The 24,719-nt window shown below is 63.0% G+C and carries 24 protein-coding genes; 16 read left to right on the plus strand and 8 right to left on the minus strand.

What is annotated here, in order from left to right; all coding sequences use genetic code 11:
* Positions 1-10: 10 nt before the first annotated feature.
* From GSQ90_RS28090 to proS, 3 genes are read right to left on the minus strand one after another with little or no spacing between them, the layout of a single operon-like run.
* Entirely contained in the window at positions 11-706 is a 696-nt protein-coding gene (locus tag GSQ90_RS28090; RefSeq protein ID WP_158818290.1) for an ABC transporter ATP-binding protein, read from the minus strand.
* Positions 699-1,991 carry a lipoprotein-releasing ABC transporter permease subunit gene (locus GSQ90_RS28095; protein ID WP_158818291.1) on the minus strand — a complete coding sequence of 431 codons (1,293 nt, stop codon included), beginning with the start codon at positions 1,989-1,991 and terminating at the stop codon, positions 699-701. Before GSQ90_RS28095 ends, GSQ90_RS28090 begins: the two co-directional genes overlap by 8 nt.
* Positions 1,992-2,024: 33 nt before the next feature.
* Complete coding sequence (gene proS / locus GSQ90_RS28100) at positions 2,025-3,353, minus strand: proline--tRNA ligase (RefSeq protein ID WP_158818292.1); 1,329 nt, start codon at positions 3,351-3,353, stop codon at positions 2,025-2,027.
* Between the two features lie 287 nt (positions 3,354-3,640).
* Here proS and GSQ90_RS28105 point away from each other — a divergent pair, with 287 nt between their 5' ends.
* The 13 genes from GSQ90_RS28105 (at position 3,641) to GSQ90_RS28165 (ending at position 16,185) form a co-directional block, all read left to right on the plus strand.
* Positions 3,641-3,928: a DUF2282 domain-containing protein gene (locus tag GSQ90_RS28105; protein WP_158818293.1), complete on the plus strand. Its 288-nt coding sequence runs from the start codon at positions 3,641-3,643 to the stop codon at positions 3,926-3,928.
* A gap of 128 nt (positions 3,929-4,056) precedes the next feature.
* A complete protein-coding gene (locus GSQ90_RS28110; RefSeq protein WP_158818294.1) occupies positions 4,057-5,445 on the plus strand; it encodes an amidase in 1,389 nt (462 codons plus the stop codon).
* Positions 5,446-5,461: 16 nt separating this feature from the next.
* Entirely contained in the window at positions 5,462-6,439 is a 978-nt protein-coding gene (locus tag GSQ90_RS28115; RefSeq protein WP_158818295.1) for a lysylphosphatidylglycerol synthase domain-containing protein, read from the plus strand.
* A 93-nt stretch (positions 6,440-6,532) separates the two neighbouring features.
* A complete protein-coding gene (locus tag GSQ90_RS28120) occupies positions 6,533-7,774 on the plus strand; it encodes a hypothetical protein (protein ID WP_158818296.1) in 1,242 nt (413 codons plus the stop codon).
* A gap of 52 nt (positions 7,775-7,826) precedes the next feature.
* Positions 7,827-8,471 (plus strand): nitrile hydratase subunit alpha, encoded by a 645-nt coding sequence (gene nthA, locus GSQ90_RS28125; protein ID WP_158818297.1) that lies wholly within the window; start codon positions 7,827-7,829, stop codon positions 8,469-8,471.
* Complete coding sequence (gene nthB, locus GSQ90_RS28130; protein ID WP_158818298.1) at positions 8,468-9,127, plus strand: nitrile hydratase subunit beta; 660 nt, start codon at positions 8,468-8,470, stop codon at positions 9,125-9,127. The genes nthA and nthB overlap by 4 nt, the downstream gene beginning before the upstream one ends.
* Positions 9,114-9,476 carry a nitrile hydratase accessory protein gene (locus GSQ90_RS28135; RefSeq protein ID WP_158818299.1) on the plus strand — a complete coding sequence of 121 codons (363 nt, stop codon included), beginning with the start codon at positions 9,114-9,116 and terminating at the stop codon, positions 9,474-9,476. The genes nthB and GSQ90_RS28135 overlap by 14 nt, the downstream gene beginning before the upstream one ends.
* A 49-nt stretch (positions 9,477-9,525) precedes the next feature.
* Positions 9,526-10,080 carry a nucleoside 2-deoxyribosyltransferase gene (locus tag GSQ90_RS28140; protein WP_158818300.1) on the plus strand — a complete coding sequence of 185 codons (555 nt, stop codon included), beginning with the start codon at positions 9,526-9,528 and terminating at the stop codon, positions 10,078-10,080.
* Positions 10,081-10,447: 367 nt separating this feature from the next.
* On the plus strand, positions 10,448-12,241 hold the full coding sequence (locus GSQ90_RS28145; RefSeq protein ID WP_158818301.1) for a M23 family metallopeptidase: 1,794 nt from the start codon (positions 10,448-10,450) through the stop codon (positions 12,239-12,241).
* A gap of 128 nt (positions 12,242-12,369) precedes the next feature.
* On the plus strand, positions 12,370-13,416 hold the full coding sequence (gene hemB / locus GSQ90_RS28150) for a porphobilinogen synthase (RefSeq protein WP_158818302.1): 1,047 nt from the start codon (positions 12,370-12,372) through the stop codon (positions 13,414-13,416).
* Positions 13,417-13,464: 48 nt separating this feature from the next.
* Positions 13,465-14,790, plus strand: coding sequence for a branched-chain amino acid ABC transporter permease (locus GSQ90_RS28155; protein ID WP_158818303.1), 1,326 nt, complete (start codon positions 13,465-13,467; stop codon positions 14,788-14,790).
* Positions 14,791-14,870: 80 nt separating this feature from the next.
* Positions 14,871-15,332: an RDD family protein gene (locus tag GSQ90_RS28160; protein WP_158818304.1), complete on the plus strand. Its 462-nt coding sequence runs from the start codon at positions 14,871-14,873 to the stop codon at positions 15,330-15,332.
* Positions 15,333-15,432: 100 nt separating this feature from the next.
* On the plus strand, positions 15,433-16,185 hold the full coding sequence (locus tag GSQ90_RS28165) for an arginyltransferase (RefSeq protein WP_158818305.1): 753 nt from the start codon (positions 15,433-15,435) through the stop codon (positions 16,183-16,185).
* Between the two features lie 12 nt (positions 16,186-16,197).
* On the opposite strand, the gene GSQ90_RS28170 is transcribed toward GSQ90_RS28165, so the two are convergent.
* From GSQ90_RS28170 to GSQ90_RS28180, 3 genes are all read right to left on the minus strand, one after another.
* On the minus strand, positions 16,198-16,914 hold the full coding sequence (locus tag GSQ90_RS28170; protein ID WP_174247544.1) for an amino acid ABC transporter ATP-binding protein: 717 nt from the start codon (positions 16,912-16,914) through the stop codon (positions 16,198-16,200).
* An 83-nt stretch (positions 16,915-16,997) separates the two neighbouring features.
* Positions 16,998-18,143 carry an amino acid ABC transporter permease gene (locus GSQ90_RS28175; RefSeq protein ID WP_158818307.1) on the minus strand — a complete coding sequence of 382 codons (1,146 nt, stop codon included), beginning with the start codon at positions 18,141-18,143 and terminating at the stop codon, positions 16,998-17,000.
* Position 18,144: 1 nt separating this feature from the next.
* Positions 18,145-19,323, minus strand: coding sequence for an amino acid ABC transporter permease (locus tag GSQ90_RS28180; RefSeq protein WP_158818308.1), 1,179 nt, complete (start codon positions 19,321-19,323; stop codon positions 18,145-18,147).
* A 242-nt stretch (positions 19,324-19,565) separates the two neighbouring features.
* On the opposite strand from GSQ90_RS28180, the gene GSQ90_RS28185 reads away from it, so the two are divergent.
* Complete coding sequence (locus GSQ90_RS28185) at positions 19,566-20,696, plus strand: S-(hydroxymethyl)glutathione dehydrogenase/class III alcohol dehydrogenase (protein ID WP_158818309.1); 1,131 nt, start codon at positions 19,566-19,568, stop codon at positions 20,694-20,696.
* A gap of 95 nt (positions 20,697-20,791) precedes the next feature.
* Here GSQ90_RS28185 and GSQ90_RS28190 read toward each other — a convergent pair whose 3' ends face one another.
* Positions 20,792-21,355 carry a hypothetical protein gene (locus GSQ90_RS28190; RefSeq protein WP_158818310.1) on the minus strand — a complete coding sequence of 188 codons (564 nt, stop codon included), beginning with the start codon at positions 21,353-21,355 and terminating at the stop codon, positions 20,792-20,794.
* 655 nt (positions 21,356-22,010) lie between these two features.
* Here GSQ90_RS28190 and GSQ90_RS28195 point away from each other — a divergent pair.
* On the plus strand, positions 22,011-22,760 hold the full coding sequence (locus GSQ90_RS28195) for an HNH endonuclease (protein WP_158818311.1): 750 nt from the start codon (positions 22,011-22,013) through the stop codon (positions 22,758-22,760).
* A 52-nt stretch (positions 22,761-22,812) separates the two neighbouring features.
* The gene (locus tag GSQ90_RS28200) at positions 22,813-23,061 is read left to right on the plus strand and encodes an AbrB/MazE/SpoVT family DNA-binding domain-containing protein (protein WP_158818312.1); all 249 of its coding nucleotides are present in this window, start codon (positions 22,813-22,815) and stop codon (positions 23,059-23,061) included.
* A 257-nt stretch (positions 23,062-23,318) separates the two neighbouring features.
* Here GSQ90_RS28200 and GSQ90_RS28205 read toward each other — a convergent pair whose 3' ends face one another.
* Positions 23,319-24,632, minus strand: coding sequence for a DEAD/DEAH box helicase (locus GSQ90_RS28205; protein ID WP_246731818.1), 1,314 nt, complete (start codon positions 24,630-24,632; stop codon positions 23,319-23,321).
* Positions 24,633-24,719: the final 87 nt, after the last annotated feature.

The raw sequence follows: 24,719 nt of genomic DNA on the forward strand, positions 1-24,719 counted from the left end.
ACGACCCCGCTCACGCGAGCTCGACCACCAACCCGTCCTGCAGCGTCACGCGCCGGTCCATGCGAGCGGCCAGATCCAGGTTATGGGTAGCGATGAGGGCGGCGAGGCCGCTCGCTTTCACCAGCCCCGTAAGCGTCCCGAACACATGGTCCGCTGTTTTGGGATCGAGATTGCCCGTCGGCTCGTCGGCCAGCAAAAGACGCGGGCCATTGGCCACGGCGCGGGCGATCGCCACTCTCTGCTGCTCGCCGCCCGATAATTCCGCCGGGCGGTGGTTTTCGCGGGCGCCAAGCCCGAGATAGGCGAGCAACTCGCTTGCCCGCTTGGCCGCATTGGCGCGCGTCAGGCCGCGGATCATCTGGGGCAGAATGAGGTTTTCGGCGGCGGAAAATTCCGGCAGCAAATGGTGAAACTGGTAGACGAAGCCGATCTCGTTGCGCCGCAGCGCGGTGCGCGCATCATCCGACATCGAGGCGGTCGCGGCGCCTCCGACATAAACCTCGCCCGCGTCAGGCGATTCCAGCAGGCCGGCAATATGCAGCAGCGTCGATTTGCCGGCGCCCGACGGCGCGATCAGGGCGACCGACTGGCCCGCCCACAGCGCGAGATCGGCGCCGCGCAGAACCTCGATCGTCGCCTCGCCGCGCCCGAAGCGCCGCTCCACCTGATGCAGCCACAACGCCGGCGTCCCAGCGGGCTCATTCATAGCGAAGCGCCTTCACGGGATCGAGCTTGGCGGCGCGCCAGGATGGATAGATCGTAGCGGCGAGCGACAGGAATAAAGTCATCACGACGACGGCGACGACATCGCCCGTCTCAACGCGCGAAGGCAGCTGAGACAGAAAATAAAGCTCGGCGGGAAACAGATTCGCGCCCAGCAGCCAGTTGAGGCCCTGCCGGATCGTCTCGACATTATGCGCCACGACCAGCCCGAGAATGAGGCCGACCAGCGTGCCGACAATGCCGATCGTCGCGCCGGTGATCAGGAAAATACGCATCACGGCGCCCTTCGTCGCGCCCATCGTGCGCAGCACGGCGATGTCGTGCGACTTGTCCTGCACCAGCATGATGAGACCGGAAATGATGTTGAGCGCGGCGACCAGCACGATCAGCGTGAGGATCGCAAACATCACATTGCGTTCGACATTCAGCGCGTCGAAAAAGGTCTTGTCGCGATCGCGCCAATCAACCTCCATCATCGGGCGCTGCAAAGCGGGCTCAATCGCCGCGCGCATGCCGTCCATGTGATCGGGGTCGTGGACGTAGACCTCGATGACATTGGCCTGCCCATCCATATTGAAATAGGCCTGCGCCTCATGCAGGGGCAGAAAGATGAAGGCGCTGTCGAATGTCGACATGCCGACCTGGAAAGTCGCGGCGACCGTATAGGACTTGCGCCTGGGCGTGACGCCGAACGGCGTCTGCGCGCCTCCCGGCGCGAGAAGCGTGATTTTGTCGCCGATGCGCAGGCTCAGGTTTTCGGCGAGCTTTGCGCCCACCACCGCACCGTCCCCCTCGTCAAAGCCATCCAGCGTTCCCTGTTTGATATTGGCGCCGACGCCTGGCAAGCGCTTCAGATCGGCTTCGCGGATGCCGCGCACCAGCGCGAAGGACGAACTGTAAGGCGATGAGGCGAGCGCATGACCCTCGACGAGCGGCAGCGCGAAACTGACGCCGGAAACCTTGGAGACGCGATCTGTCACCGCTTCATAATCGGTCAGCGGCGTATCGACCCCTTGCAGGAATATGTGGCCGTTAAGGCCGATGATCTTGTCGAGCAGATCATGACGGAAGCCGTTCATCACCGACATCACTACGATCAGCGCAAAGACGCCGAGCACAATGCCCGCGAAGGAAAAACCGGCGATAACCGAGATCGATCCCTGCGAGCCGCGAGCACGCAGATAGCGCAGCGCGATCATCCATTCGAAGGGCGAGAACGGGCGCGTCGCCAACAAACTGGGCTTCGTTTCGAGGGCAGCGTCAGTCATGCAGCGAAGACTTCTGGAGAACAGGAGAACAAGTCACGCGGCGCCGCCGAATCGCACAATGGCGTCTTCGACGCTGATCAGTTCGCGTGCGCCCGAACGCCGATTCTTGATCTCGACCTTACCCTCGCCAAGGCTTTTCGGCCCAACGATAACCTGATTGGGCAGGCCAATCAGATCCATCGTCGCGAATTTCGCGCCGGGACGCTCGTCGCGATCGTCATAGAGAACATCGACGCCCGCCTTGCCCAGAGCGCTGTAAATGCGCGCGCAGGCTCCGTCGGTGGCGCTGTCGCCGACCTTGAGATTGGCGAGGCCAACAGCAAAGGGCGCCACCGCGTCCGGCCAAATAATGCCGGCCTCGTCATGGCCTGCTTCGATCAACGCCGCAGCCAGCCGAGAGGGGCCGATGCCGTAAGACCCCATATGAACCGCATGCTCCTTGCCGTCAGGACCGTTGACGACGGCTTTCATCGGCAGGGAATATTTGGTTCCGAAGTAGAAAATATGGCCGACCTCGATTCCACGCGCAGAAACCTGCAAAGCTGGATCCAGCGCGCCGAACGCCGCCGCATCGTGTTTTTCAGAGGTCGCGGCGTAAAGCGACGTCCATTTGTTCACAACGGCCTGCATGGCGTCCGCGTCGTCGAACGCGATATCTGCTGGCGGCGGCGCAAAGCTCAGAAAGTCCTTGTGGCAATAGACTTCGCTCTCGCCAGTCGAGGCCAGAATGATGAATTCATGGCTGAGGTCGCCGCCGATCGGCCCGGTGTCGGCGACCATCGGAATGGCGGTCAGGCCGAGGCGCGCGAAGGTGCGCAAATAGGCGACGAACATCTTGTTGTAGGAGCGACGCGAGCCAGCCGCGTCGAGATCGAAGGAATAGGCGTCTTTCATCAGGAATTCGCGCGATCGCATCACGCCAAAGCGCGGCCGCACCTCGTCGCGGAACTTCCACTGGATGTGATAGAGATTGAGCGGCAGGTCCTTGTAGGAGCGGACGTAGGCGCGGAAAATCTCGGTGATCATTTCTTCGTTGGTCGGCCCGTAGAGCATTTCGCGGTCATGCCGATCCTTGATGCGCAGCATTTCCTTGCCGTAATCCTCATAGCGTCCGGACTCGCGCCAAAGGTCGGCGGATTGGATCGTCGGCATCAGCACTTCGATGGCGCCGGCGCGATTCTGCTCTTCGCGCACGATGGCGCTGATTTTAGTGAGCACTCTGAGGCCTAACGGCAGCCAGGCGTAGATACCCGCCGCTTCCTGGCGGATCATGCCGGTGCGCAGCATCAACCGGTGCGATACGATTTCCGCCTCTTTTGGCGTTTCGCGCGCGATGGGCATGAAATAACGGGAAAGACGCATGAGGCGAAGACTCTGAAAATGGCGGGCGCCGAATCGAACATTCGGCGCCCGGATTGATTTTATGACGCCAAATGAACCCAACAGAGGCGAAATGACAAGTTTGCCTTGCGGCGCCTCGCGTCGCCCAAGACGGCTCCGCCAACCGTATTCACGTTTTCGTGATCTTAGCGCCGCGTAATCTTCTCCGATCGCCCACGAATAGCTCTCTGTCAGGCCCAACCAAAGGCATGGCGGGCGCGGGACAGATTTTGCGCCCTTCTGTCTCAACCATTCACGAGGACATTTCCATGAACTCCAAGACCGCACTCACCGCCATGACGCTCGCCGGTTCGCTTGCCGCCGCCCTCGCTTTGGCCAGCGCCGCCAAGGCTGGCCCGGCGCCCGTCCAGGCCGGCGCCGACAAGTGCTACGGCGTTTCCCTCGCGGGCAAGAATGATTGCGCCGCCGGCGCCGGCACAAGCTGCGCTGGCACCTCCGCGGTCGATTACGACGCGCACGCCTGGAAATATGTCGCCAAGGGCACTTGCGATGCGATGATGACCCCGAAAGGCCACGGCTCGCTGACCCAGATGTGAGAAGCGACACTTGATTTAGGCAGCCCTCCCCGGCGACGGGGAGGGCTTTTTTGCGGCCCGATCGTCACGCCGCCCTTGCCTCCGTTGAAGCGATCGGCGACTTTTGCGCCCTTGCATAAGGGGCCGAGATGAACGACGAGCCAATGACGTTTGCCGATTTGAGAAGCGCGTTTGGAAGCAGCGCTTCGAGCGCGGAGGAAATCGCTCGCAGCGCCTTCGCGCGCATTGAGCGCGACAATGGAAAATTGCACGCTTTCGTCGCGCTCGATCAAGAGCGCGCGCTGGCCGATGCGCGCCACATCGATGCGCTGCGCAAACTAGGCGTCAAGCTCGGGCCGCTCGCCGGTGCGCCTATCGGAATCAAAGACCTTATCGACGTAGCGGGCCTGCCGACGCGGGCTGGCTCTCTGACGCGCAGCGATGCAGCGCCCGCGACGCATGACGCGCCCGTCGTTAAGCGCTTGCGCGCGGCCGGCGCGATCATCATCGGCAAGACGCATACGGTCGAATATGCGTTCGGCGGTTGGGGAACCAATGAGACGATCGGCACGCCGCATAATCCGCGCGACATGAGCCGGCCGCGCGCGCCGGGCGGCTCGTCTAGCGGTTCGGGCGTCGCGGTGGCGGCCGGATTATGCGTCGCGGCGCTTGGCTCAGACACTGGCGGTTCGGTCCGGCTGCCCGCATCCTTCTGTGGCATTGTCGGCCTGAAAACGACCGCCGGGCTCATCGATAAGAGCGGCGTCCTCCCTTTGACGCCGATGCTCGATACGATCGGACCCTTGACCAATTGCGTCGCGGACGCGGCGGCCCTGCTTGAGGTTCTCGCGCCCGCGCAAGATGAGCGCAGCCCCGGCTGGACGCATCGACTCAACACGATCGCATACGGTCAGGAGGTTCGCATTTCGGGCCTGCGTATCGGCGTCGTCGCCAATCTCGGCGTCAATCTTCACCCCGATACGGCGCGCGTCCTCAAGCAAACGCGCGCACGGCTAGAGGCGCTGGGCGCGATCCAGACCGAAATATCGTTGTCGCAGACGTTGCGCGATCTCGCAGCGCCATGCGGCGACCTTCTGGCGATCGAAGCCTATCGTCTTTACGGCCATCTTGCCGAGGCCGAATCCAGCATTCTGGGCGCCCCGGTGCGCAAGCGAATATTGGCGGGTCGCGATATTCCCGCGCATCGGCTGATGAGCCTGTTCGAGGATCGCGAAGAAAAGAAACGCGAGCTGGCGCTTCTCTTTGAACGGTTCGATGCACTCCTGACGCCGACAACGCCATTCCCGGCGCCGCTTGTCGCCGAGATCGATGAAAGCGTTTCTCCCGGCCTGCTGACGCGTTTCGTCAATTATCTCGACCTGACCGCGCTATCGCTGCCGATGGGCGCGACACAAGACGGGCTGCCGATCGGCATGCAAATCGTCGTTCCCGGCTATGGCGAGCCAACGGCGCTCGAGATCGGCGCGGCATTGGAGGCTGATCGCGGAATATTGCGGTTCGGGCCAGCGGGCGCGTGAACAAGCGCTGGGCGCGATGAGCAAGGTCGCTATTCTCGCCCTTGTCGCCGGATTGATCGGCGCGGTTGCGCTCGTTGTCGGGTTCGGCGCAGGCGCGATCGCCGCCGCGATCGTTGATCTGGGCTGGCTCGGCTTTCTCCTGCTTTGCATCGCCCATGCGCCCGTCGCGGGGCTGCTGGGAATGGGTTGGCGCGTTTGCCTCAAACCGGTCGCAACAGCTTCCTCGTTGGGCCTGATCTGGGCGCGCGTGCTTCGCGACGCCGGCGCTGAAGTGCTGCCCTTTTCGGAGATCGGCGGCATGATCATCGGCGTCCGCGCCGCCATATTGGCCGGCGTCTCGGGCGCGGAGGCTGCCGCTTCGACCCTGGTCGATCTTACGACCGAGTTCGTCGCGCAGCTCGCATTCATTGCGCTGGGCCTCCTCGCGCTTGAAGAGATCCGGCCCGGCGCCGCGATCATCCGCCCCGCCCTTTTCGGCATTGTCGCTTGCTTGGCGTTCACCGGCTTGTTGGCGTTTTCACTGCGCCGCAGCCCATGGCTGTCGCGGCTCGTGCGCGCCGGGGCGAAACGCTGGCTCAGCGCCTTTGGCGAAGTGGACAATGCGCTGACCGCGTTGAGCGAAGTCACGGCGCGGCCTGGCGCGCTCGCCGCTTCCTTCGCGCTGCATTTGCTGGCGTGGCTGGGCGTCGCGTTCGAAGCCTGGCTCGCGCTGCGGCTCATCGGCGCGCCGATTTCGATCGAAGGCGCCGTTGCGATGGAAAGCTTGCTGTTCGCCTCGCGCAGTCTCGCTTTCTTCATACCCAATGCTTTGGGCGTGCAGGAAGGCGCCTATGCCCTGCTGGCGCCGCTGGTCGGCCTCACCCCCGCCGACGCGCTCGCGCTGTCGCTGATCAAACGCGCCCGCGATCTCGCCATCGGCGCGCCGGCGCTACTGATCTGGCAAAGAGCCGAGGCGGCGCGGGCGTGGAGCAAAAGAAGCGGCCCCGCTCATTGAGCCGGCGCGGCGAAGCGGCAAGCTTGTTCGGCCTTGCGCTACCCCTTATTGTCACTAGGCGCTAGGCCGTTTTTTATCTCGGTTGAGACTCCCATGAACCGTTTCGTCGTTCTCGTCGCTTTGGCCTGCTTTGTCGCGTCTGCGGCAAAGGCTGACGATTTCGCGGCGTCCACGCGCCAAACGCTCGAAAGCGGCCAGCTTGCTGTCGGCGAACTGGCCGCAGCGGCGCAGCTTTCCGCCAGCCCCAACAATAATGAAGCGCGATTCGGCCTCGGCCTTATCCGATTCGCTCGAGCCATCGAACGTTATGGCCAGACCCAGTATCGCTATGGCTTGCGAGCCCCGCAGAGTGTGAGCATTCCGCTGCTGCGCTTTCCCGTTCCAGTCAATCCGGCGCCCGAAGAATTATCCTACGAGAAACAGCGCGATGCGTTGAAAGTCTTTCTTGGCGACCTCGCCGATGTTGAGGCGACGCTGGCGCCGATGACGGACAATCCCGTCAAGATCGTCCTCGATCTCAACGCGATCAAATTCGACCTGCGAGGAGACGGCAAGCCCGACGATGCGGAAAAGCTCTCGGCGATTCTCGCCAGCCTGAGGATGACGCCGAGCGACGGCGCGAGCAAGACGGAGCCGTTCGAGGTGGCGTTCGACAATGCCGATGCGCTTTGGCTGCGCGGCTATGCACACCTTCTGTCCGCTTCGATCGAATTCGTGCTCGCTTATGACTGGCGTTTGACGTTTGAAGAGGCGGGGGAACTTTTCTATCCGCGCATTGCGCCGACGCCCTTCGCCAAAGCGGCTCCCGATCCCGGCCTTGAAAGAGACGGAGGATTCCTTGGCTCCCAATTGCAGATTGCGGACACCATCACGCTCGTTCACGAGATTCGTTGGCCTGTCGTCGAACCTTCTCGCCTGCAAAACGCCCATGCTCATCTCAAGCAGGTCATCGCGCTGAATCGTCGGACCTGGAAGGTCATCCTCGCCAGGACCGACGATGATCGCGTGTGGATACCGGGGCCCCAGCAAAAACACGGCGTCATCGCGGGCATGCCGGTCGGTCAGGAGCAGGTGAACGCCTGGCTCAAAGCGCTTGACGAATTTGACGACGTGCTCGACGGCAAGAGGCTTCTTCCGCACTGGCGTTTCGCCCAGGGCGTCAATTTCAAGAAAATTTTCTTCGAACCGCGGCCCTTCGACCTGGTGCTCTGGGCGACAGGCCAGGCCGCGGCGCCCTATCTTGAGGCCGGCCCGATCCTGTCCGCGGCCGAATGGACCGAGTGGCAGCGCATTTTCAACGGCAATTTCCCAGGTTATGCATTCTGGTTCAATTGAACGCGGCGCGCCCCTTTGCGGGCGTCGCTTCCAACCCACAGGCGCCGGCCTCATGAGCGATCCCTCAAATCATCATCATCACGACGATCACGATCACAGCGACAACAATCTTTCGGAAATGGATTTGCGCGTCAGGGCGCTTGAATCGTTGATGGTCGAGAAAGGCTATGTGGACGCTGGCGCTATCGACGCCATTGTCGAGACTTATGAGACGAAGATCGGCCCGCGCAACGGCGCCGCTGTCGTCGCCAAAGCCTGGAGCGACCCGGCCTTCCGTGACTGGCTGCTGCGCGACGCCACAGCGGCGATCGCTTCGCTGGGCTCCACCGGCCGGCAGGGCGAACATATGGTCGCGGTCGAAAATACTGCGGAGGAGCATAACCTCGTCGTATGCACGCTCTGCTCCTGCTATCCTTGGTCGGTGCTCGGCCTGCCGCCGACCTGGTATAAATCGCCGCCCTATCGCTCCCGCGCCGTGATCGACCCGCGCGGCGTCCTTGCGGAATTCGGCTTGAACTTGCCGCCATCGACGCGGATTCGCGTTTGGGATTCGACGGCGGAGCTGCGCTATCTCGTCATTCCCCGCCGCCCGGAGGGCGCCGAGGATTTAAGCGAAAGCGCGCTGGCCGCGCTTGTTACGCGCGACTCGATGATCGGCGTCGGTCTGGCGCGACGGCCCTCGGAGATCTCCAAATGAACGGCGCGCAGGATCTGGGCGGCATGATGGGCTTTGGCCCGATCGCGCGCGAGCCGGAAGATCGCCGCTTTCATGCCGATTGGGAAAAGCGGGCGATGGGCCTGACGATCGCCATGGGCGCTACCGGAAGCTGGACGATCGACGCCAGCCGACATGCGAGGGAATCCCTCAATCCGGCCGATTATCTCGCCTCCAGCTACTACGAAATCTGGATCAAGGCCGTCGAGCGGCTATCTGTGGCCAAAGGCCTGATTACGCGCGACGAACTCCGTCTTGGCAAAGCTTTGGCGGCGCCGGCCCCGGTCAAACGCGTCTTGCGGCGCGACGAGGTTGCGGCAGCGTTGGCGCGAGGAACGCCTTGCAACCGACCCGCGGCTTCGCCGGCTGCGTTCAAGCCAGGCGATGGGGTGCGCACGCGCAATATCAACCCAGCGGGACATACCCGACTGCCGCGTTACACCCGCGCAAAAAAAGGCGTGGTCGAACGCGTCCATGCCGCATTCGTCTTTCCCGACGCCAATGCGCATGGCGGCGGCGAGCAGCCGCAATGGGTTTACACCGTCAATTTCTCGGCCCGCGAATTGTGGGGCGACGCGGCCGATGCCGAGCATTTCGTATCGATAGACGCGTGGGAGAGCTATCTTGAACGCGCCTGAACAAGTCCGCGGCCACAGCGGCGCGGCTGATGAGCCGGTTTTTCAGGAGCCTTGGGAGGCGCAGGCGTTCGCGCTTGCGGTGGCGCTGAGCGAGCGCGGAATCTTCACCTGGGCGGAATGGACCCAAACGCTGGGGGCGACCATCCAGGCGGCGACTAAGCCGCAAGACAGCGACGGCTCCGCCTATTATCAGTGCTGGCTCAAGGCGTTGGAGCAATTGGTCGCCGAAAAGCAGCTTGTCGCCGCGACGACACTGGCGACGCGCAAAGAGGCGTGGCGCCGCGCGGCGCACGCCACGCCGCATGGATCGCCGATCCTGCTGGAGAATGACCCGCTGGCGCGTTCGTGAGACGGAGCTTGGCGCCGCTTTCTCACAATTCATTTCACGGGAGACATGCATGACGACGCCTGGAATTTATCTCGCCGGGCCGGATGTGTTTTTTCCCAACGCGCTTGATGTGCTTGCGGCGAAAAAGGCTCTCTGCGCACGCTACGGTTGCACCGGATTGCCGCCGCTGGATGTCGAACTCGGCGCCAAGGGCAAACCGACCTCGATAAGCATTTTCGAACGCAACCTCGCGCTGATGCGGCGCGCCGATATCGTCATCGCCAATCTGACGCCGTTTCGCGGCGTCAGCGCCGATCCCGGCACGGTGTTCGAACTCGGCTGGTTTCACGGCGCCGGCAAGCCGGTCTATGGCTATTCCAATGTCGTGACGCCCTTCGAGACGCGCGTCGCCGTCGCCTTCGCACCGGTCGCGGATGGGCCGGCCGGCCGCAAACTCGCCAATGACGGCATGTCGATCGAGGGGTTTGGGCTCGGCGACAATCTGATGATCGACGAGGCGCTGCGCCCGCTCGGCGGCCTCATCCGGCCGACAGACGGGAAAAACCGCCCGATCGACGATCTCGTCCTCTTCGAGGAATGTTTGAAGCGGTTCGCCAGGAGCTAAGAATATTCTGCGGAAACTTCTTCCGCCGGGTGTGGCGCGCGGCGCCGCTTCAAGGAAACGTGTTCCCCGAGAACCGTCGCCAACTGCGCGCCGGCGAAGGAGAACTTCGCCCGCGCCACATCTTCGCCCCATATGGGATAAATTAACGCTTCCTTTCCGATCTCATTGGGGGGCGGTCAACAAAGGGGCGACGGGTGTTGGAAACGATCGAAATCCACTCGCAGCCTTCCGCGGCGTCTGCTTGGAAGCGTCTTCCAGTCTATGAACTATCGCGAACAAGTCGTTGATCCCTAAAGCTCAAACCCGGCCAACGCGCACGCGCAGCGTCCAGCCATGACCGCGATGGGCTGAGGGAGATGCATGTTTCGTGAGAAATTCTGACTCTCAGTTCGTCGTCCCGCTTGGCTACGAGCCGGCGCTGAGCGCCGCGCCGCCTTCGGATTTCCGATTCGATCGCCATGCCGTCTTCGTCAGGTGGTTTGTCGCGGTCGCGTTGATGGGCGCCATAGCCTCCGTCCTGATGGTCGGCGCCATCTATGCGGCCTTTGGCCGGATGGCGCGCTCTCCGATGGCCGCCGTGGCGGCGGCGCCGCTTCCTTCACAACCGGCTGCGCCGACCGGCGGCCGCGCAGCTCGGTTCAACCCTGCGGCGGCGCCAGACCCCAGCGACGCGCGGATTCAAGTGGAGCAACTGAATTCTTCGGGATCGCGCATCACCCATTTCACCCATCTTGTCGCCGACCTCGCCCATATCCCGGGCAGTCCGACCCCGAATTCGCCGCCGACGACGACCGAAGGCGATGAACCGGGAGGACGGGGACGAGACGATCGCCCCCAACAGCCCGCTTCACCCTTCGATCTTATGATCGCCGCCTCGCAACTTGCCGCGCCGACCGGCGCCAGCGCCTATGCGCCGATCGAAGGCCAGCGATCGACCAGACCGGCGCCGTTAGGCGCGCCGATCAACGTAACCGTTATTGCGAAAGCGGCTCCCGCCGACGCCGATGTGGAGAAGGAACGCGTCATCATCGCCAAGCCCGGCGACGGGCTGGCGCTCATTCTCCAGACGCTGGGCGCCGCGCCCGCCGACGCCAGCGCGATCACATCGGGGCTCCTGGGCGGCGCAGGGGACGGTTCCCAAACGCTCGCGGGAGGCGAAAGGATCGTCATCCTGCAAGACGCCTCGCAAGAGGCGCACGGCGCGGGCCGTCCGCTGAAGGTGAGCCTGGAATCGCCTGAGGCTCCCACCGCGGCGGTCGCTCTTTCGGATGACGGCCGCTATCTTCGCGTGGCGACGCAAGAGGACGGCAAATCAGATCTGGCGCGCGCGTCCGATCCGCTGAACAAAAGCTCCAACGCCACGGTAATTTCCGCGGGAAGCATCCGCGTCAATCTTTACAATCTGGCCGAGCGCGGCCATGTCGACCGGTCGCTGGTCGACGAATTCATGCGCGTTTGCGAACATGATCTCGATCTCGAACTGCCGGTGTCGGCGGACGATTCGGCTGAGTTTCTCTATGATTCAGACGATGGCGAGGGATCGCAACTCGCCTTCGCCAAACTCACGGTCGGCGGCAAGGCGCGCCAATATTACCGTTTCGAAGCGCCTGATGACGGCAGCGTCGATTATTACGACGAGAGCGGCCATTCGGTAACCCGGTTTCTTCTGCGCAAGCCGGTCGCCGCGGGGCGCCTGGGCGATGGTTTTGGCTGGCGCATTCATCCGGTGCTGGGGGACCGGCGGTTTCACGAGGGGACGGATTATGCCGCGCCATTCGGCTCGCCGATCGTGGCGGCGGGCGCCGGCGTCGTTGAGACGATCGGCTGGCAATGGGGCTACGGCAAATATATTCGCATCCGGCATGATTGGGGTTATGAGACGACCTACGCCCATGTCGCCGGTTTCCCCAATGCGATGAAAGTCGGGACCCGCGTGCGCCAGGGGCAGACCATCGCTTTCGTCGGCTCGACGGGGCTTTCGACGGGATCGCACCTTTATTACGAGGTGCGGATCAATGGGCATAACGTCGATCCGTTGCGCATCAAGCTGGCCGCCGGCCGCGTTCTCCAGGGCGACGCGCTCTCCGCTTTCGAACGCCAGCGGCAAAGCATCGAAGGACTGATCAAGGCGGCGTCGGTCGTCGCATCGAGCGCTCATTGAGCCTTCGCCGCGCGTGGTGGAGCGCCAGCCTCTTGTGCCCAAGCGAGGGCGTCAGGCGCGACATCCGGCCCCTGTTTGCGACAGTCGGGCCATGCTATGCAGCCCCTTATCGTCACAGAGCCGCCACCATGCCCACGCCGATCCGCCCCCTTCGCTCCCCGGCGTCCGAGCCGCATCCAGCGCCCCGGCTCGATCTCGCGCATCGCCCGCGCCGCAATCGCAAGGCCGATTGGACGCGCCGGCTGGTCGCTGAGAACGTGCTGACCGCCGACGATCTGATCTGGCCGCTGTTTCTCGCCGACGGCGCCCAGCGCCGCACGCCGATCGCCGCCATGCCCGGCGTCGATCGCCTGAACGTGGACGAGGCGGTTCGCGAAGCCGAGCGCGCCGTGGCGCTCGATATCCCGGCCATCGCTTTCTTCCCCTATACGGATGGTGCATTGAAGGACGAACACGGCAGCGAAGCCTTCAACGAAAACAATCTGGTCTGCCGCGCCTGCCGCGCGATCAAGAAAGAATTTCCGCAGCTCGGCCTCGTCACCGATGTGGCGCTCGACCCCTATACGAGCCATGGTCACGACGGCCTGATGGCCGGAGACCGCATTCTCAACGACGAGAGCGTCGCGGCGCTGGTGCGCCAGGCCCTTGTCCAGGCGCGCGCCGGCGCCGATGTGATCGCTCCCTCCGATATGATGGACGGCAGGGTCGGCGCTATCCGCGCCGCGCTGGACCGGGAAGGCTTCGAGGATGTGCAAATCCTCGCCTATGCCGCCAAATATGCTTCGGCCTTCTATGGCCCGTTCCGCGATGCGATCGGCTCTTCGGGCGTGCTCAGGGGCGACAAGCGCACCTATCAGATGGATCCGGCCAATAGCGACGAGGCGATCCGCGAAGTCGCCGCCGATCTCGACGAGGGCGCCGATATGGTCATGGTCAAACCCGGCCTGCCCTATCTAGACATCGTTCGCCGCGTGAAGGACACGTTCGCCGTCCCGACCTTCGCCTATCAGGTGTCGGGCGAATATTCGATGATCATGGCCGCCGCGCAGAACGGCTGGCTCGACGGCGAAAAGGCGATGATGGAAAGCCTGATCGCGTTCAAGCGGGCCGGCGCGGACGGCGTGCTGACCTATTTTGCGCCGCGCGCCGCCCAGAAGCTGAAAGCGGAGCGCTAAGGCGCCGCCGCCTTCCCTTCACCGCCGCCATGGCTCATTCTTGGCCTTGTGTTCCGCTGTCTCCTGATTCTCGCTTGCGCGGCCCTGCTCGCCGGCTGCGCGCCGCTTCTTGAAACCGATCAGGCGCGCTTGTGCCGGATGGCCCTGCCGGCCATTGAGGACGGCGACGCTGCGATTCGGATCCTGAAGCAGACCGCCTTTGCTGACGGCCGGGGCCTGCGCGTCGATTATCTCGCGGGCGCGCCCGGCGAGACCCTGACGCCGCACTTCGCCGAATGCCGCTTCCTCGCGCCGGGGCGCCCGAGGAAATCCCAGGATCTGATTTCCGTCGTGACCGATCGCGGCCAGCTCAGCGACTATCAACTGGCGACGCTCATTCGCTTCTGGCTGGCGACTTCCGAAGCGCGCGCCAACGATCCTTTGCCGCTGGCGGGCGCGGAATCGGTGTGGAGCGCGCCAAAGTCGCTGGCCTATGGCCTGCAGCAGGCGATCAACGGATTGCCGCTCGCCGCCATCTACGCCCTGCTCGCGGCGGCCTATTCGCTGGTCTATGGTCTTGTCGGGCGCATCAATCTGGCCTTTGGCGAGCTCGCGGCGGCGGGCGGCTACGCCGCCTCATTCGGCGTGCTGTTGGCGGCCGGTTATGCGCCAGCCGCGATGCTGGTGCTGGCCCTGCTTCTGGCGATATCGACCGCGAGCGCTTTTGGCGTCGCGTCGGGCCGGCTGGTTTTCGCGCCGTTGCACAGGGCCAGCGGGCAGCAGGCGCTGGTCGCGACCGTCGGCCTGTCGCTATTCCTGCAGGAATTCCTGCGCCTGACCCAGGGCGGGCGTCTTCATTGGGTCAACCCGATTCTCAATGAGCCCTTCGCGCTTCTGCGCGCCGGCGACTTTTTTGTCGCGGCGACGCCGATCGCCTTTCTCATCGGCGCCTTCGCGCTCGCCGCCGCCGCGGCGCTGCTGGCGATCATGAAATGGACCCGTTTCGGGCGGCAATGGCGCGCCTATGCCGACGACCCGATCGCCGCTGAAATGTTCGGCGTGAACCCCCGTTCGATCTTCGCCAAGACCTTTGCTTTGGCCAGCGCCTTCGCGGGCCTGTCGGGCTTTGTGATGACGATCTATTACGGCGGAGTCGGCTATGGCGCTTCGACAACGCTCGGCCTGAAGGCGCTGATCGCCGCCATCCTTGGCGGCATCGGTTCGATTCCCGGCGCGTTTCTGGGCGGCCTCATCATCGGCGCCTTTGAAGCGGCATGGTCGGCCTATCTTCCGATCGACTACCGCGACGTCGCCGTTTTCAGCCTGTTGGCGGTCTTGCTCGTGCTGCGCCCGGGCGGCATTATGAGCATCAACGCGTTCACGCCCCGGCGGTAGCGGCGCGTTCCGCCCTTGAATTGGCTTTTCGCCCGCCCCACATCGGGGCGGCCGGATAAGGGATCCGAGGAGTTTATTCGATGTCGAATTTTCCTGGCGCCAATGGAGCGGCGGCCATGTCGCCGCCGGCGTTTCGCGCCGACGCCCTGGCTGGGGTGCGCACGCGGCGAATCCTAGCTCTTTGCGTCGACCTCATCATCGTGTCGATCATCGCTTTGGTCTTATGGCTCGCGCTTCTCGTCATGACCCTTGGCCTGTCGCTTTTCCTGTTGCCGCCGATCTATCCGCTGGTGGCGTTTTTCTACAACGGCCTGACTGTTTCGGGCCGCAAGATGGGGACGCCGGGCATGCGCATGATGGACCTCGAAATGCGTTTGTATGACAGCGGCGGGCGCGTCCCGTTCATCAATGCGGCGGCCCACGCCCTGTTCTTTTATCTGAGCTGGATGTTGCCGCCTATTTTCCTGGTGACGCTTGTCGATCAGGAAAAGCGCTGCGTCCACGACATGCTGGCCGGGGTCGTCGTGTTGCGCCGGCTTTGACCGCACGGCCATTTGATAAAGAATTTGCCGCAGGCCATTCCCGTTCGAGGCAATCCGTTCTAGCCTTGCGGTTCGGACCCGAGGCATGGAGTGGGAAAGGGTGACAAAAGAGCCGCGCGACGCCCCGCAGTTCTACCTGACCGCCCCATCCCCCTGCCCCTATCTGCCGGGCATGGAGGAGCGCAAAGTCTTCACCCATCTGGTCGGCCGAAGAGCGACCGCGCTCAACGACATGCTGACGCAGACGGGGTTCCGGCGCTCGCAGACCATCGCCTATCGCCCGGCCTGCGAACAATGTCGGGCCTGCGTTTCGGTGCGGGTTCTCGTCGACGATTTTCGCCCCAGCGCCAATCTGCGCCGGATCGCCAGCCGCAACAGCGATCTGATCGGCGCGACGGGCCCGGCCAAGCCCAGCGCCGAGCAATATTCCTTATTTCGCGCCTATCTCGACCATCGTCATCCCGACGGCGGCATGGCCGACATGTCGGTGCTCGATTATTCCATGATGATCGAAGACAGTCATATCGAGACGCGCATTATCGAATATCGCCGCAAGGGGCCCGACCATTTCATCACCCATCGCGGCGAGGGCCGGCTTTACGGCGCCTGCCTGACCGACCAACTCGCCGACGGACTGTCGATGGTCTATTCCTATTTCGATCCCGATGAGGAGCATCGCTCGCTCGGCGCTTTCATGATTCTCGATCACATCGAGAAGGCGCGGCGTCTGGGCCTGCCCCATGTCTATCTCGGCTATTGGGTCGAAGGCTCGAAGAAGATGGCCTATAAGGGCCGCTACCTGCCGCAGGAGCGGCTGGGGATGGACGGCTGGAAGCGGGTCGAGCGGGCGTAGCGGCCCAAACCCTCAGTGCAGGATCTGGCTGAGAAACAGCTTCGTGCGCTCGTGCTGCGGGTTCTCGAAAAACTCCTTCGGCGCGTTGATTTCGACGATCTCGCCATTGTCCATGAAAACCACGCGGTCGGCGATTTCGCGGGCGAATCCCATCTCATGCGTGACGACGATCATCGTCATGCCGTCCTGCGCCAATCCGGTCATCGTATCGAGAACCTCCTTGACCATTTCGGGATCGAGCGCGGAAGTCGGTTCGTCGAACAGCATGATTTTCGGGTTCATGCATAGAGCGCGCGCGATCGCCACGCGCTGCTGCTGACCGCCCGACAATTGGCCGGGATATTTGCCGGCCTGCTCGGGAATCTTGACGCGCGTGAGCAGGCGCATGGCGAGCTCTTCGGCCTCTCTCTTGGGCATCTTCTTCACCCAGATCGGCGCCAAAGTGCAGTTTTCGAGGATCGTCAGATGCGGAAACAGATTGAACTGCTGGAACACCATGCCGACATCGCGGCGAACCGTATCGATGCGCTTCAAATCAGCCGTCAACTCGACGCCGTCAACCACGATGCTTCCCTGCTGATGTTCTTCAAGGCGATTGATGCAGCGGATCAGGGTCGATTTGCCCGAACCCGAAGGGCCGCAGATGACGATGCGCTCGCCGCGCCGCACATCGAGGTTGATGTTGCGCAGCACGTGAAAGGCGCCGTACCATTTGTGCACGCCGATCATGGCGATGGCGAGGCTGTCTGGGTCGAACGCCAGCGGAACGCCTGGCGCCGGCTCAACCGTCATGGATAGCTCCTGGTCCGCCATCAGCGCCGTCGCCCCCGGCCAAGCCGCCGCTCCATATAGGCCTGATAGCGCGACATGGCGAAGCAGAACACAAAATAGAACAATGCGGCGAAGGCGTAGCCGGTCGGCGCGATGGTCGGCCCGATCCACACCGTATCCTTGAACGCGTTCTCAACCGTCGCCAGGAAGTCGAGCAAGCCGACGACGGAAACCAGCGTCGTATCCTTGAACAGGCCGATGAACGTATTGACGATGCCGGGGATCACCAGGGTCAAGGCCTGCGGAAGAATGACCAGCCCCATCATCCGCCAGAAATTCAGGCCAAGCGCCATCGCGCCTTCGAACTGACCCTTGTTGATCGATTGCAGGCCGCCGCGCACTTCCTCCGCCATATAGGCGGCGGCGAACAGAACGGTGCCGACGAGGGGACGCAGCAAACGGTCCGGCGCCCAGCCCTCGGGGAGGAACAGCGGCAGCATGAAATTGGCCATGAACAGCACGGTGATGAAAGGCACGCCGCGCACGAATTCGATATAGATGACGCTGGCGAGTTTCACGACCGGCAGATGCGAGCGCCGCCCGAGCGCCAGCAGCACGCCGAGCGGCAGCGAGAAGACGATGCCGACCAGCGCCGTCAATAGCGACACGAAAATGCCGCCCCACAGCACCGTGTCGACGATGGGAAGGTCAAACCAGTCGGAGCCGCGCAGCAGGATGAAGGCGAGAATCGGGAAGGCGATGAAGAACAGCGCCGCGCCGATGGCGCGCCGCGGCGCGCGCGGCCATAGCAGCCAGACGACCAATGCTGCGCCGACGATTTCCGTCAGGTCGACGCGCCAGCGCTCGGTCTGCGGATAGGAGCCGTAGCGGAAATAATCCATCTTTTGCGCGATGAAAGCCCAGCAGGCGCCATCCTGATGGGCGCGGCAAAGCGCGCCGTCGGGCGCCGACCAGACCGCATCGATCGTCGCCCAGGCGATCAACGGCGGGACCAACCAGAGGCACAGGGCGAGCGAGACAAGGGTGAGAGCGCCCGATATCCAACTCGAAAAAAGATTGGCGCGCGTCCAGGCAAGCACGCCACGCGAAAAGATCGGCGCGGGCAGGATTGGCTCGGGCGCGACGCGCACATAGGCGGCCAGGACATCGAGGCGCGCATCGGTCATTTCAGCGCTCCTTCAGCGCGTGGCGCGCATTGGTGACGTTGAGCGCAAGGGCGACAGCAAGCGAGATGACGAGATAGACGCCCATCGTGATCGCCATCACCTGCACCGCCGCCTGCGTCTGGTTGAGCACCGTGCCGGCGAAGACCTGCACGAGGTCGGGATAGCCGATGAAAACGGCGAGCGACGAGTTTTTCACAAGGCTGAGATATTGGCTCGTCAGCGGCGGCGTGATCAGGCGCATCGCCTGGGGAATGACGACGAGCTTCATCGTCAGGCCCGAGCGCAGGCCTAAAGCGCTCGCCGCCTCGCTCTGGCCGCTCGACACCGCCAACACGCCCGAGCGAACGATTTCGGCGATGAACCCGGCGGTATAGGTGATGAGGCCGAAGGCCAGAGCGGCGAGTTCGGGCGACACTTGCACGCCGCCGCGCAAATTGAATCCGACCAGTTGCGCCAGATCGAACTCGACCGGCCGGCCCGCCGCGAAATAGGCGATGGCCGGAAGTCCGAGACAGAACGCCGCGGCGATAATGCCGACCGGCGCCTGCGCCCCCGTCAGAGCCTGACGGCGGCGCGCCCAGAGGCGGTAAGCGAACGCGCCGACGATCCCCAGCGCCAGGGCCAGCGCCAGCCATTGCGAGCCGGGGCCGAATACCGGCTTCGGCACATAGAGGCCGCGGTTATTGAGGAAAACCAGACTCGTCAGCGTGATCGACTGGCGAGGGCCCGGCAGGGCCTTCAAGACCGCATTGTACCAAAACAGAAGCTGCAACAGCAGTGGCGTGTTGCGCATGATCTCGACATAGACCTGGGCGATCCTGGCCAGAATCCAGTTGGGCGACAGGCGCGCGACGCCAATCGCAAAACCCAGCGGCGTCGCCAGCAGAACGCCGAGCGCCCCCACCAGCGCCGTATTGAGGAGCCCGACCCAGAACGCCTGGCCATAGGTCGACAGCGAGGAATAAGGGATGAGTTTCTGGCTGATGTCGAAGCCCGCCGTCTGGTCCCAGAAGCCGAAGCCCATGGGGATGCCGCGCGCCTCCATATTGACGTAGGCGTTATAAGCGGCGGTCCAGACAAGCGCGACGAGAGCGGCGACAAGAAGCGCCTGATACGCGTAGCCCCTGATCCGAGGGTCGTTGAAGAACGACGGCCGGCTTTGCTCGACAGTCTGGGTCATGACATCCGGGTTTCGCGCAGACAGGCGATGATCGCAGCCCCCCCGCCGCAATACAAGCGTTTGCAAACCGCCCCACCCTGGCCCCTTCCCGTTTCACGGCGAGCGGAAATGCGCGCGCCTCCCCTCCCCGCATTGGCGGGGAGGGGCCGGGGGTGGGGACGGTGCAGCAGCCCATTCCGGCGCGCGCGTTTTTCCGCTAGGAAGGCGCGGCATGACATCTTTCTCGCTGGAGCCATAAAGCCATGAAAACGCGCGCCGCCATTGCCTGGGAGGCGGGAAAGCCGCTGACCATCGAGACGATCGAAGTCAGCGGCCCGCGCGCCGGCGAGGTTCTCGTCGAGGTGATGGCGACAGGCGTCTGCCACACCGACGCCTATACTTTGTCGGGCGCCGATCCCGAGGGTCTGTTCCCGGCGATCCTCGGCCACGAAGGCGCCGGCATCGTGCGCGAGATCGGCGCGGGCGTGACGACGCTGAAAGTCGGCGATCACGTCATCCCGCTCTACACGCCCGAATGCCGGAATTGCAAAACCTGCCTGTCGCAGCGCTCGAACCTGTGCACCGCGATCCGCGCGACCCAGGGCAAAGGCGTCATGCCCGACGGCTCCAGCCGTTTCTCCTGCGAGGCGCCCAGCGACAAAGAGCTGTTCCATTATATGGGCTGCTCGACCTTCGCCAATTTCACCGTGCTGCCCGAAATCGCGCTCGCCAAGGTGCGCGAGGACGCGCCTTTCGACAAGATCTGCTACATCGGCTGCGGCGTCACCACCGGCATCGGCGCGGTGATCTGGACCGCCAAGGTCTGGCCCGGCGCCAATGTCGTCATCTTCGGCCTGGGCGGCATCGGCCTCAATGTCATCCAGGGCGCGCGCATGGCCGGCGCCGACAAGATCATCGGCGTCGACCTCAATCCGGCGCGCCAGGCCATCGCCAAAAAATTCGGCATGACCCATTTCGTCAACCCGGACGAGATCGGCCGCGACAAGGTCGTGCAGGCGCTCGTCGATCTGACCGGCGGCGGCGCCGACTTCTCGTTCGAATGCATCGGCAATGTCCACACCATGCGCCAGGCGCTCGAATGCTGCCATCGCGGCTGGGGCACCAGCGTCATCGTCGGCGTCGCCGCCTCGGGCCAGGAAATCGCGACGCGCCCCTTCCAGCTCGTCACCGGACGCGTCTGGAAAGGCACGGCGTTCGGCGGCGCGCGCGGGCGCACCGACGTCCCCAAGATCGTCGACTGGTATATGGAGGGCAAGATCAACATCGACGATCTCATCACCCATAAAATGCCGCTCGCCGACATCAACAAGGCGTTCGACCTGATGCACGAAGGCAAGTCGATCCGCTCGGTGATCGACTACGCGATGGGATGAGCGGGGTGCGCCCTTCTCCCGAGAATCGGGAGAAGGAGCGACCGCGGAACAGCCCGGACGCTCAACGGTCCCTGCCCGGTCCGTCAAAACCCGCGCTAAGTCCTTGATTTTCGCTCCGCAGGAACATCAGTTCTATCCGCGAAACGAGCGAAATCAAAGGCTTGACCCTCATTGGGCTTCCGCATCGAAATTTCGTCGCCCCTATCCGAGCCGATGAAGCGCGCGGCGACCGCGGCGCGGGTCGCGGCGATGCGGTCGATGCCAGCCAGCATGCCCGCGCTTTCCCAGGGGTCGCGACGGGCGAGGGACGATGGAGCCTCCGTTTGCGCATAATAGAGATCGAGCCTTTCGAGCACTTTGACCAGACGATCGATAGCGTTAAGTTTTCCCTCGAGCATTTTCTGCTCGATCAACCGCAGCGCGCCCTCGAGCCGCGCGATCTGCACCAGGACGAAGTCCTGCTTGGGATCGACATTGTCCTTTTTCAGCGCCTCCTGGACGATCTTGCGCACGTGGCGCTGCGTGATCCCCTCGGCGGCGGCGATCGCATGATAGGGCTGGCCTTCCAGCATGCGCGCAAAAATGCGGTCGCGGCGGATGACGCGATCGTGGGCGGTTAGGCGGGGCTCTTTGGGAATGGCGGGGGCGGGCGTGTCCAATGCGGGGCTCCTTGCATATGCGCTTTTTGGGAAAGCGAGGGAAAGAAAGGATAGCATAAATACTGATTTTCAGAAAGAATTTGTTACGTCGATTCCTTTTCTGCCCGGCATTTGGCCCACGCTGAACACCATCATTCAGCGAGTTTGAACTCGCCGTCAATGAGAGAGACGCTCTCGCTGCGACCGTTTAATTCGCGGATCAGGATGCGAGGCTCCGTCGGATCGGCGCGCTAAAACGGAATATTCCTCGCCCGCGACAGCCTCACGCCCGGTTTGGGGAATGCCTCCAATGCACGCTCAAGAGCTGAGTTTCCAGACGCGATGTTGCGCCGTATCTCCTCGACGGGCAGTGTGGCCCGCTTGATCATCACCGATCCAAAGGTAATCGTAGTCCGCTTGGAAAACCGTTTGACGTGTGTCATGGCGACGCCACCCTGCGACAACTCAGCCGTTAGCGAGCGACCTTCGATCCGCAATCGACCGCTCGTACTGTGTCCGATCGCCATTCATGGTGGGGGCTTTTGTAGGTTGACGGATACTACATGATCCGCGCGGGTGCATATTGACAACCGGCACGAGTATGCCACGCCCTTTACGTAAACCGTATACTCGAATCAACGGCTATTCGAGGAATGCCGATTGAGGAGGCTCAAGGATGAGCGTTTTAGAAGCCGGGCCAAAGGCGAAGTACCTAAACCGCAAATGGCAAGTAAACGCGAAGCACGCACTTTATAGTAACACTGGGAAATTTTATCGCGAACTAACGGAATTTCCTGGCGCACTGTTTGACGACCATGGCTATATCAAATTTGAAACCGAGACTGAGTTCCGCGATTGCCCGCAACTTCGCATTGGAAAGAGGGTCAACGTCGACAAGGGAGGTATCGCCGCAATCTTTGGCTACGTCCAAAAGGACGATAGTAACGAATATTCGAGCGCCGTTGACGGTCTGATCGAGAACCCGAATGATGCTCCCAACATTTATCAGCTCGTTCGTGCGAGGGGAGATGTGCAGCGCGCGTTCAAGAGTGCGCTCCTCAGGATATATAGCTCCAAGTGCGCCTTTTGCGGCTTGAGCTTCGAGTCATCGCTTGAGGGTGCTCACGTTAAACCTTGGAGCGAAGCGAAACCGTACGAGCAAATTGACCCTAGAAACGGCGTTCTTTTGTGCGCTACGCACCATCGCATGTTTGACGGGTCCGGCGAAATCACGATCACATCATCTTACCGAATTGCATATTTCGATCCTCTTATGAAAGAACGTCGCTACACCGTGGCGGATAAGGCCTTAACGGTAGACTTGCATGGCAAATTAATAACCCGCCCCAAGAATAGGCAACTATGGCCCACGAAGGATTTTCTCGCTTCTCGCCATGACTCTGACGGTTGGGATGGTACAATATGACCAAACATTCACGTCCGGTGCCTAGCTTGGATTGGTCCCACGGAGCCAAAAAATGGCAACCACGGTCACGGTGAAAGGCCAAGTCACCCTATCCAAAGCCATCCGCGACGCTGCGGGGATTCGACCCGGCGACCGCGTGACCGTGCGTGTTCGGCCTGAACGCGGCGTGATTATCGAAGCGGAGGCTGTCGTCAGCGGCGAGGATGCCTATCGCCTGCGGCTTGAGGATATGAGTCGCCGACGGCCCATTTGCGACGTCTCGACCGAGGACATCATGCGGATGACGAGAGGCGACGATTGAGCTTCGTCGACGCGAATGCCGCCGCTAGGTCGTCATTGCGAGCGGAGCGAAGCAATCCAGAGGTCGTGACGGTTGCTCGTCTGCGCCGCGTCCATTGGGAGTTTCGCAGTCAGGCTCGCGGCATCGTCTTCCCGATGTAATCATTGCCTTTGCAAGCGTATCGAACAATCCAGTGACCGTCTCGATCTCTGGATTGCTTCGCTCCGCTCGCAATGACGATAGGGCGCCGCCTGATAATTATCCGGCGCCCCCGCGTTTTACCTCGCCGGCGCGGTCTTCGCCTGGAAGGCCGGTCGCGTGCGTTGGCCCTGGCGGGCGCGGTGCGGCTGGCCGGGGCGGCCGTTCTGGGCGCGTCGGGGATCATTATGGGGCGCGTGATGCGGTCGGTCAGGCGTCGGAGTCGTCGTCGCCTTGCGGATGACCGGCGCCGGGGCCGGGCCGTTGACGCCGCGCCGGTCGATCGTGAAGATGCGCTGGCGCGTCAGGCGTTCGATGTTGCGCAGCAGATCGCGCTCCGTCCCATCGCAAAGCGAAATCGCATTGCCTTCATGGCCAGCGCGGGCGGTACGCCCGATCCGGTGCACATAGGCTTCGGCGACATCGGGCAATTCGAAATTGACGACATGGGTGACGCCATCGATATCGATGCCGCGCGCGGCGATATCGGTAGCCACGAGCGCACGCGCATTGCCGGCGCGGAAGGAGGCGAGCGCGCGTTCGCGCTGGCCCTGGCTCTTGTTGCCGTGAATGGCGAGCGCGCTAATCCCCGCTTCATCCAAAGTCTGGGCGACGCGGTCGGCGCCGCGCTTGGTGCGCGTGAAGACGAGCGTGCGCGACATTTTCTCGTCCTTGAACAATTCGACGAGCATGTCGCGCTTGCGCGGACCGTCGACGAAAATGATCTGCTGTTCGACGCGGTCGGCCGTCTTGGCGATCGGCGTCACGGCGACTTCCAGCGGATCGTGCAGCAATTCGCCCGCGAGTTTGCGAATGTCGGTCGGCATGGTCGCGGAGAAGAACAGGTTCTGGCGCTTTTTCGGCAGGTCGCGCACGACGCGGCGGATCGATTTGACGAAGCCGAGATCGAGCATCTGGTCGACTTCGTCGAGGACGAAGAATTCCGTGTCGCGAAGCTGCGCGACGCGCGCGTCCATATGATCGACGAGACGGCCAGGGGTCGCGACGAGAACATCGAGGCCTTTGGCCAAAGCCTTGATCTGCGCGCCATGCGGCACGCCGCCAAACACCACGGCGATGGCGAACGGCAGGCCCGCGCTCAGGTCGCGAAAGCTCTGGGCGATCTGGCTGGCGAGTTCGCGCGTCGGGCTCAAGACGAGCACGCGGGCGCCGCCGCGCGGCGCGGCGCGGGGATGGGTCAGGAGGTGGTTGAGGATCGGCAGAGCGAAAGCGGCGGTCTTGCCGGTTCCGGTCTGGGCGATGCCAATGAGATCGCGCCCCGCCATCAGAGCGGGAATGGCCTGCGCCTGGATCGGCGTCGGCTTGGTGTAACCCATTTGAGTCACAGCGGTGACGAGCGGCGCGGCAAGGCCGAAGCCGTTAAAGTTTTCCAATTTAATTTTCTTTCAAACAGCCGCGTAGGGCGCTGGAGGATTCCAGCGCTGCGGCAAGAGGTTTGTTGAGAGGGACGCCCTGCGTGT

The organism is Methylocapsa sp. S129, from assembly GCF_009765995.1.
Lineage (GTDB): Bacteria > Pseudomonadota > Alphaproteobacteria > Rhizobiales > Beijerinckiaceae > Roseiarcus.

Coding starts and splice junctions, on each gene's coding strand:
- GSQ90_RS28200 (WP_158818312.1), top strand. CDS start 22,813: ATGGCAACCACGGTCACGGTGAAAGGCCAAGTCACCCTATCCAAAGCC.
- GSQ90_RS28115 (WP_158818295.1), top strand. CDS start 5,462: ATGAGCAAGGTCGCTATTCTCGCCCTTGTCGCCGGATTGATCGGCGCG.
- GSQ90_RS28185 (WP_158818309.1), top strand. CDS start 19,566: ATGAAAACGCGCGCCGCCATTGCCTGGGAGGCGGGAAAGCCGCTGACC.
- GSQ90_RS28110 (WP_158818294.1), top strand. CDS start 4,057: ATGAACGACGAGCCAATGACGTTTGCCGATTTGAGAAGCGCGTTTGGA.
- proS (WP_158818292.1), bottom strand. CDS start 3,353: ATGCGTCTTTCCCGTTATTTCATGCCCATCGCGCGCGAAACGCCAAAA.
- GSQ90_RS28170 (WP_174247544.1), bottom strand. CDS start 16,914: ATGATCGGCGTGCACAAATGGTACGGCGCCTTTCACGTGCTGCGCAAC.
- GSQ90_RS28195 (WP_158818311.1), top strand. CDS start 22,011: ATGAGCGTTTTAGAAGCCGGGCCAAAGGCGAAGTACCTAAACCGCAAA.
- GSQ90_RS28120 (WP_158818296.1), top strand. CDS start 6,533: ATGAACCGTTTCGTCGTTCTCGTCGCTTTGGCCTGCTTTGTCGCGTCT.
- nthB (WP_158818298.1), top strand. CDS start 8,468: ATGAACGGCGCGCAGGATCTGGGCGGCATGATGGGCTTTGGCCCGATC.
- GSQ90_RS28175 (WP_158818307.1), bottom strand. CDS start 18,143: ATGACCGATGCGCGCCTCGATGTCCTGGCCGCCTATGTGCGCGTCGCG.
- GSQ90_RS28090 (WP_158818290.1), bottom strand. CDS start 706: ATGAATGAGCCCGCTGGGACGCCGGCGTTGTGGCTGCATCAGGTGGAG.
- GSQ90_RS28105 (WP_158818293.1), top strand. CDS start 3,641: ATGAACTCCAAGACCGCACTCACCGCCATGACGCTCGCCGGTTCGCTT.
- GSQ90_RS28095 (WP_158818291.1), bottom strand. CDS start 1,991: ATGACTGACGCTGCCCTCGAAACGAAGCCCAGTTTGTTGGCGACGCGC.
- GSQ90_RS28140 (WP_158818300.1), top strand. CDS start 9,526: ATGACGACGCCTGGAATTTATCTCGCCGGGCCGGATGTGTTTTTTCCC.
- hemB (WP_158818302.1), top strand. CDS start 12,370: ATGCCCACGCCGATCCGCCCCCTTCGCTCCCCGGCGTCCGAGCCGCAT.
- GSQ90_RS28160 (WP_158818304.1), top strand. CDS start 14,871: ATGTCGAATTTTCCTGGCGCCAATGGAGCGGCGGCCATGTCGCCGCCG.
- GSQ90_RS28180 (WP_158818308.1), bottom strand. CDS start 19,323: ATGACCCAGACTGTCGAGCAAAGCCGGCCGTCGTTCTTCAACGACCCT.
- nthA (WP_158818297.1), top strand. CDS start 7,827: ATGAGCGATCCCTCAAATCATCATCATCACGACGATCACGATCACAGC.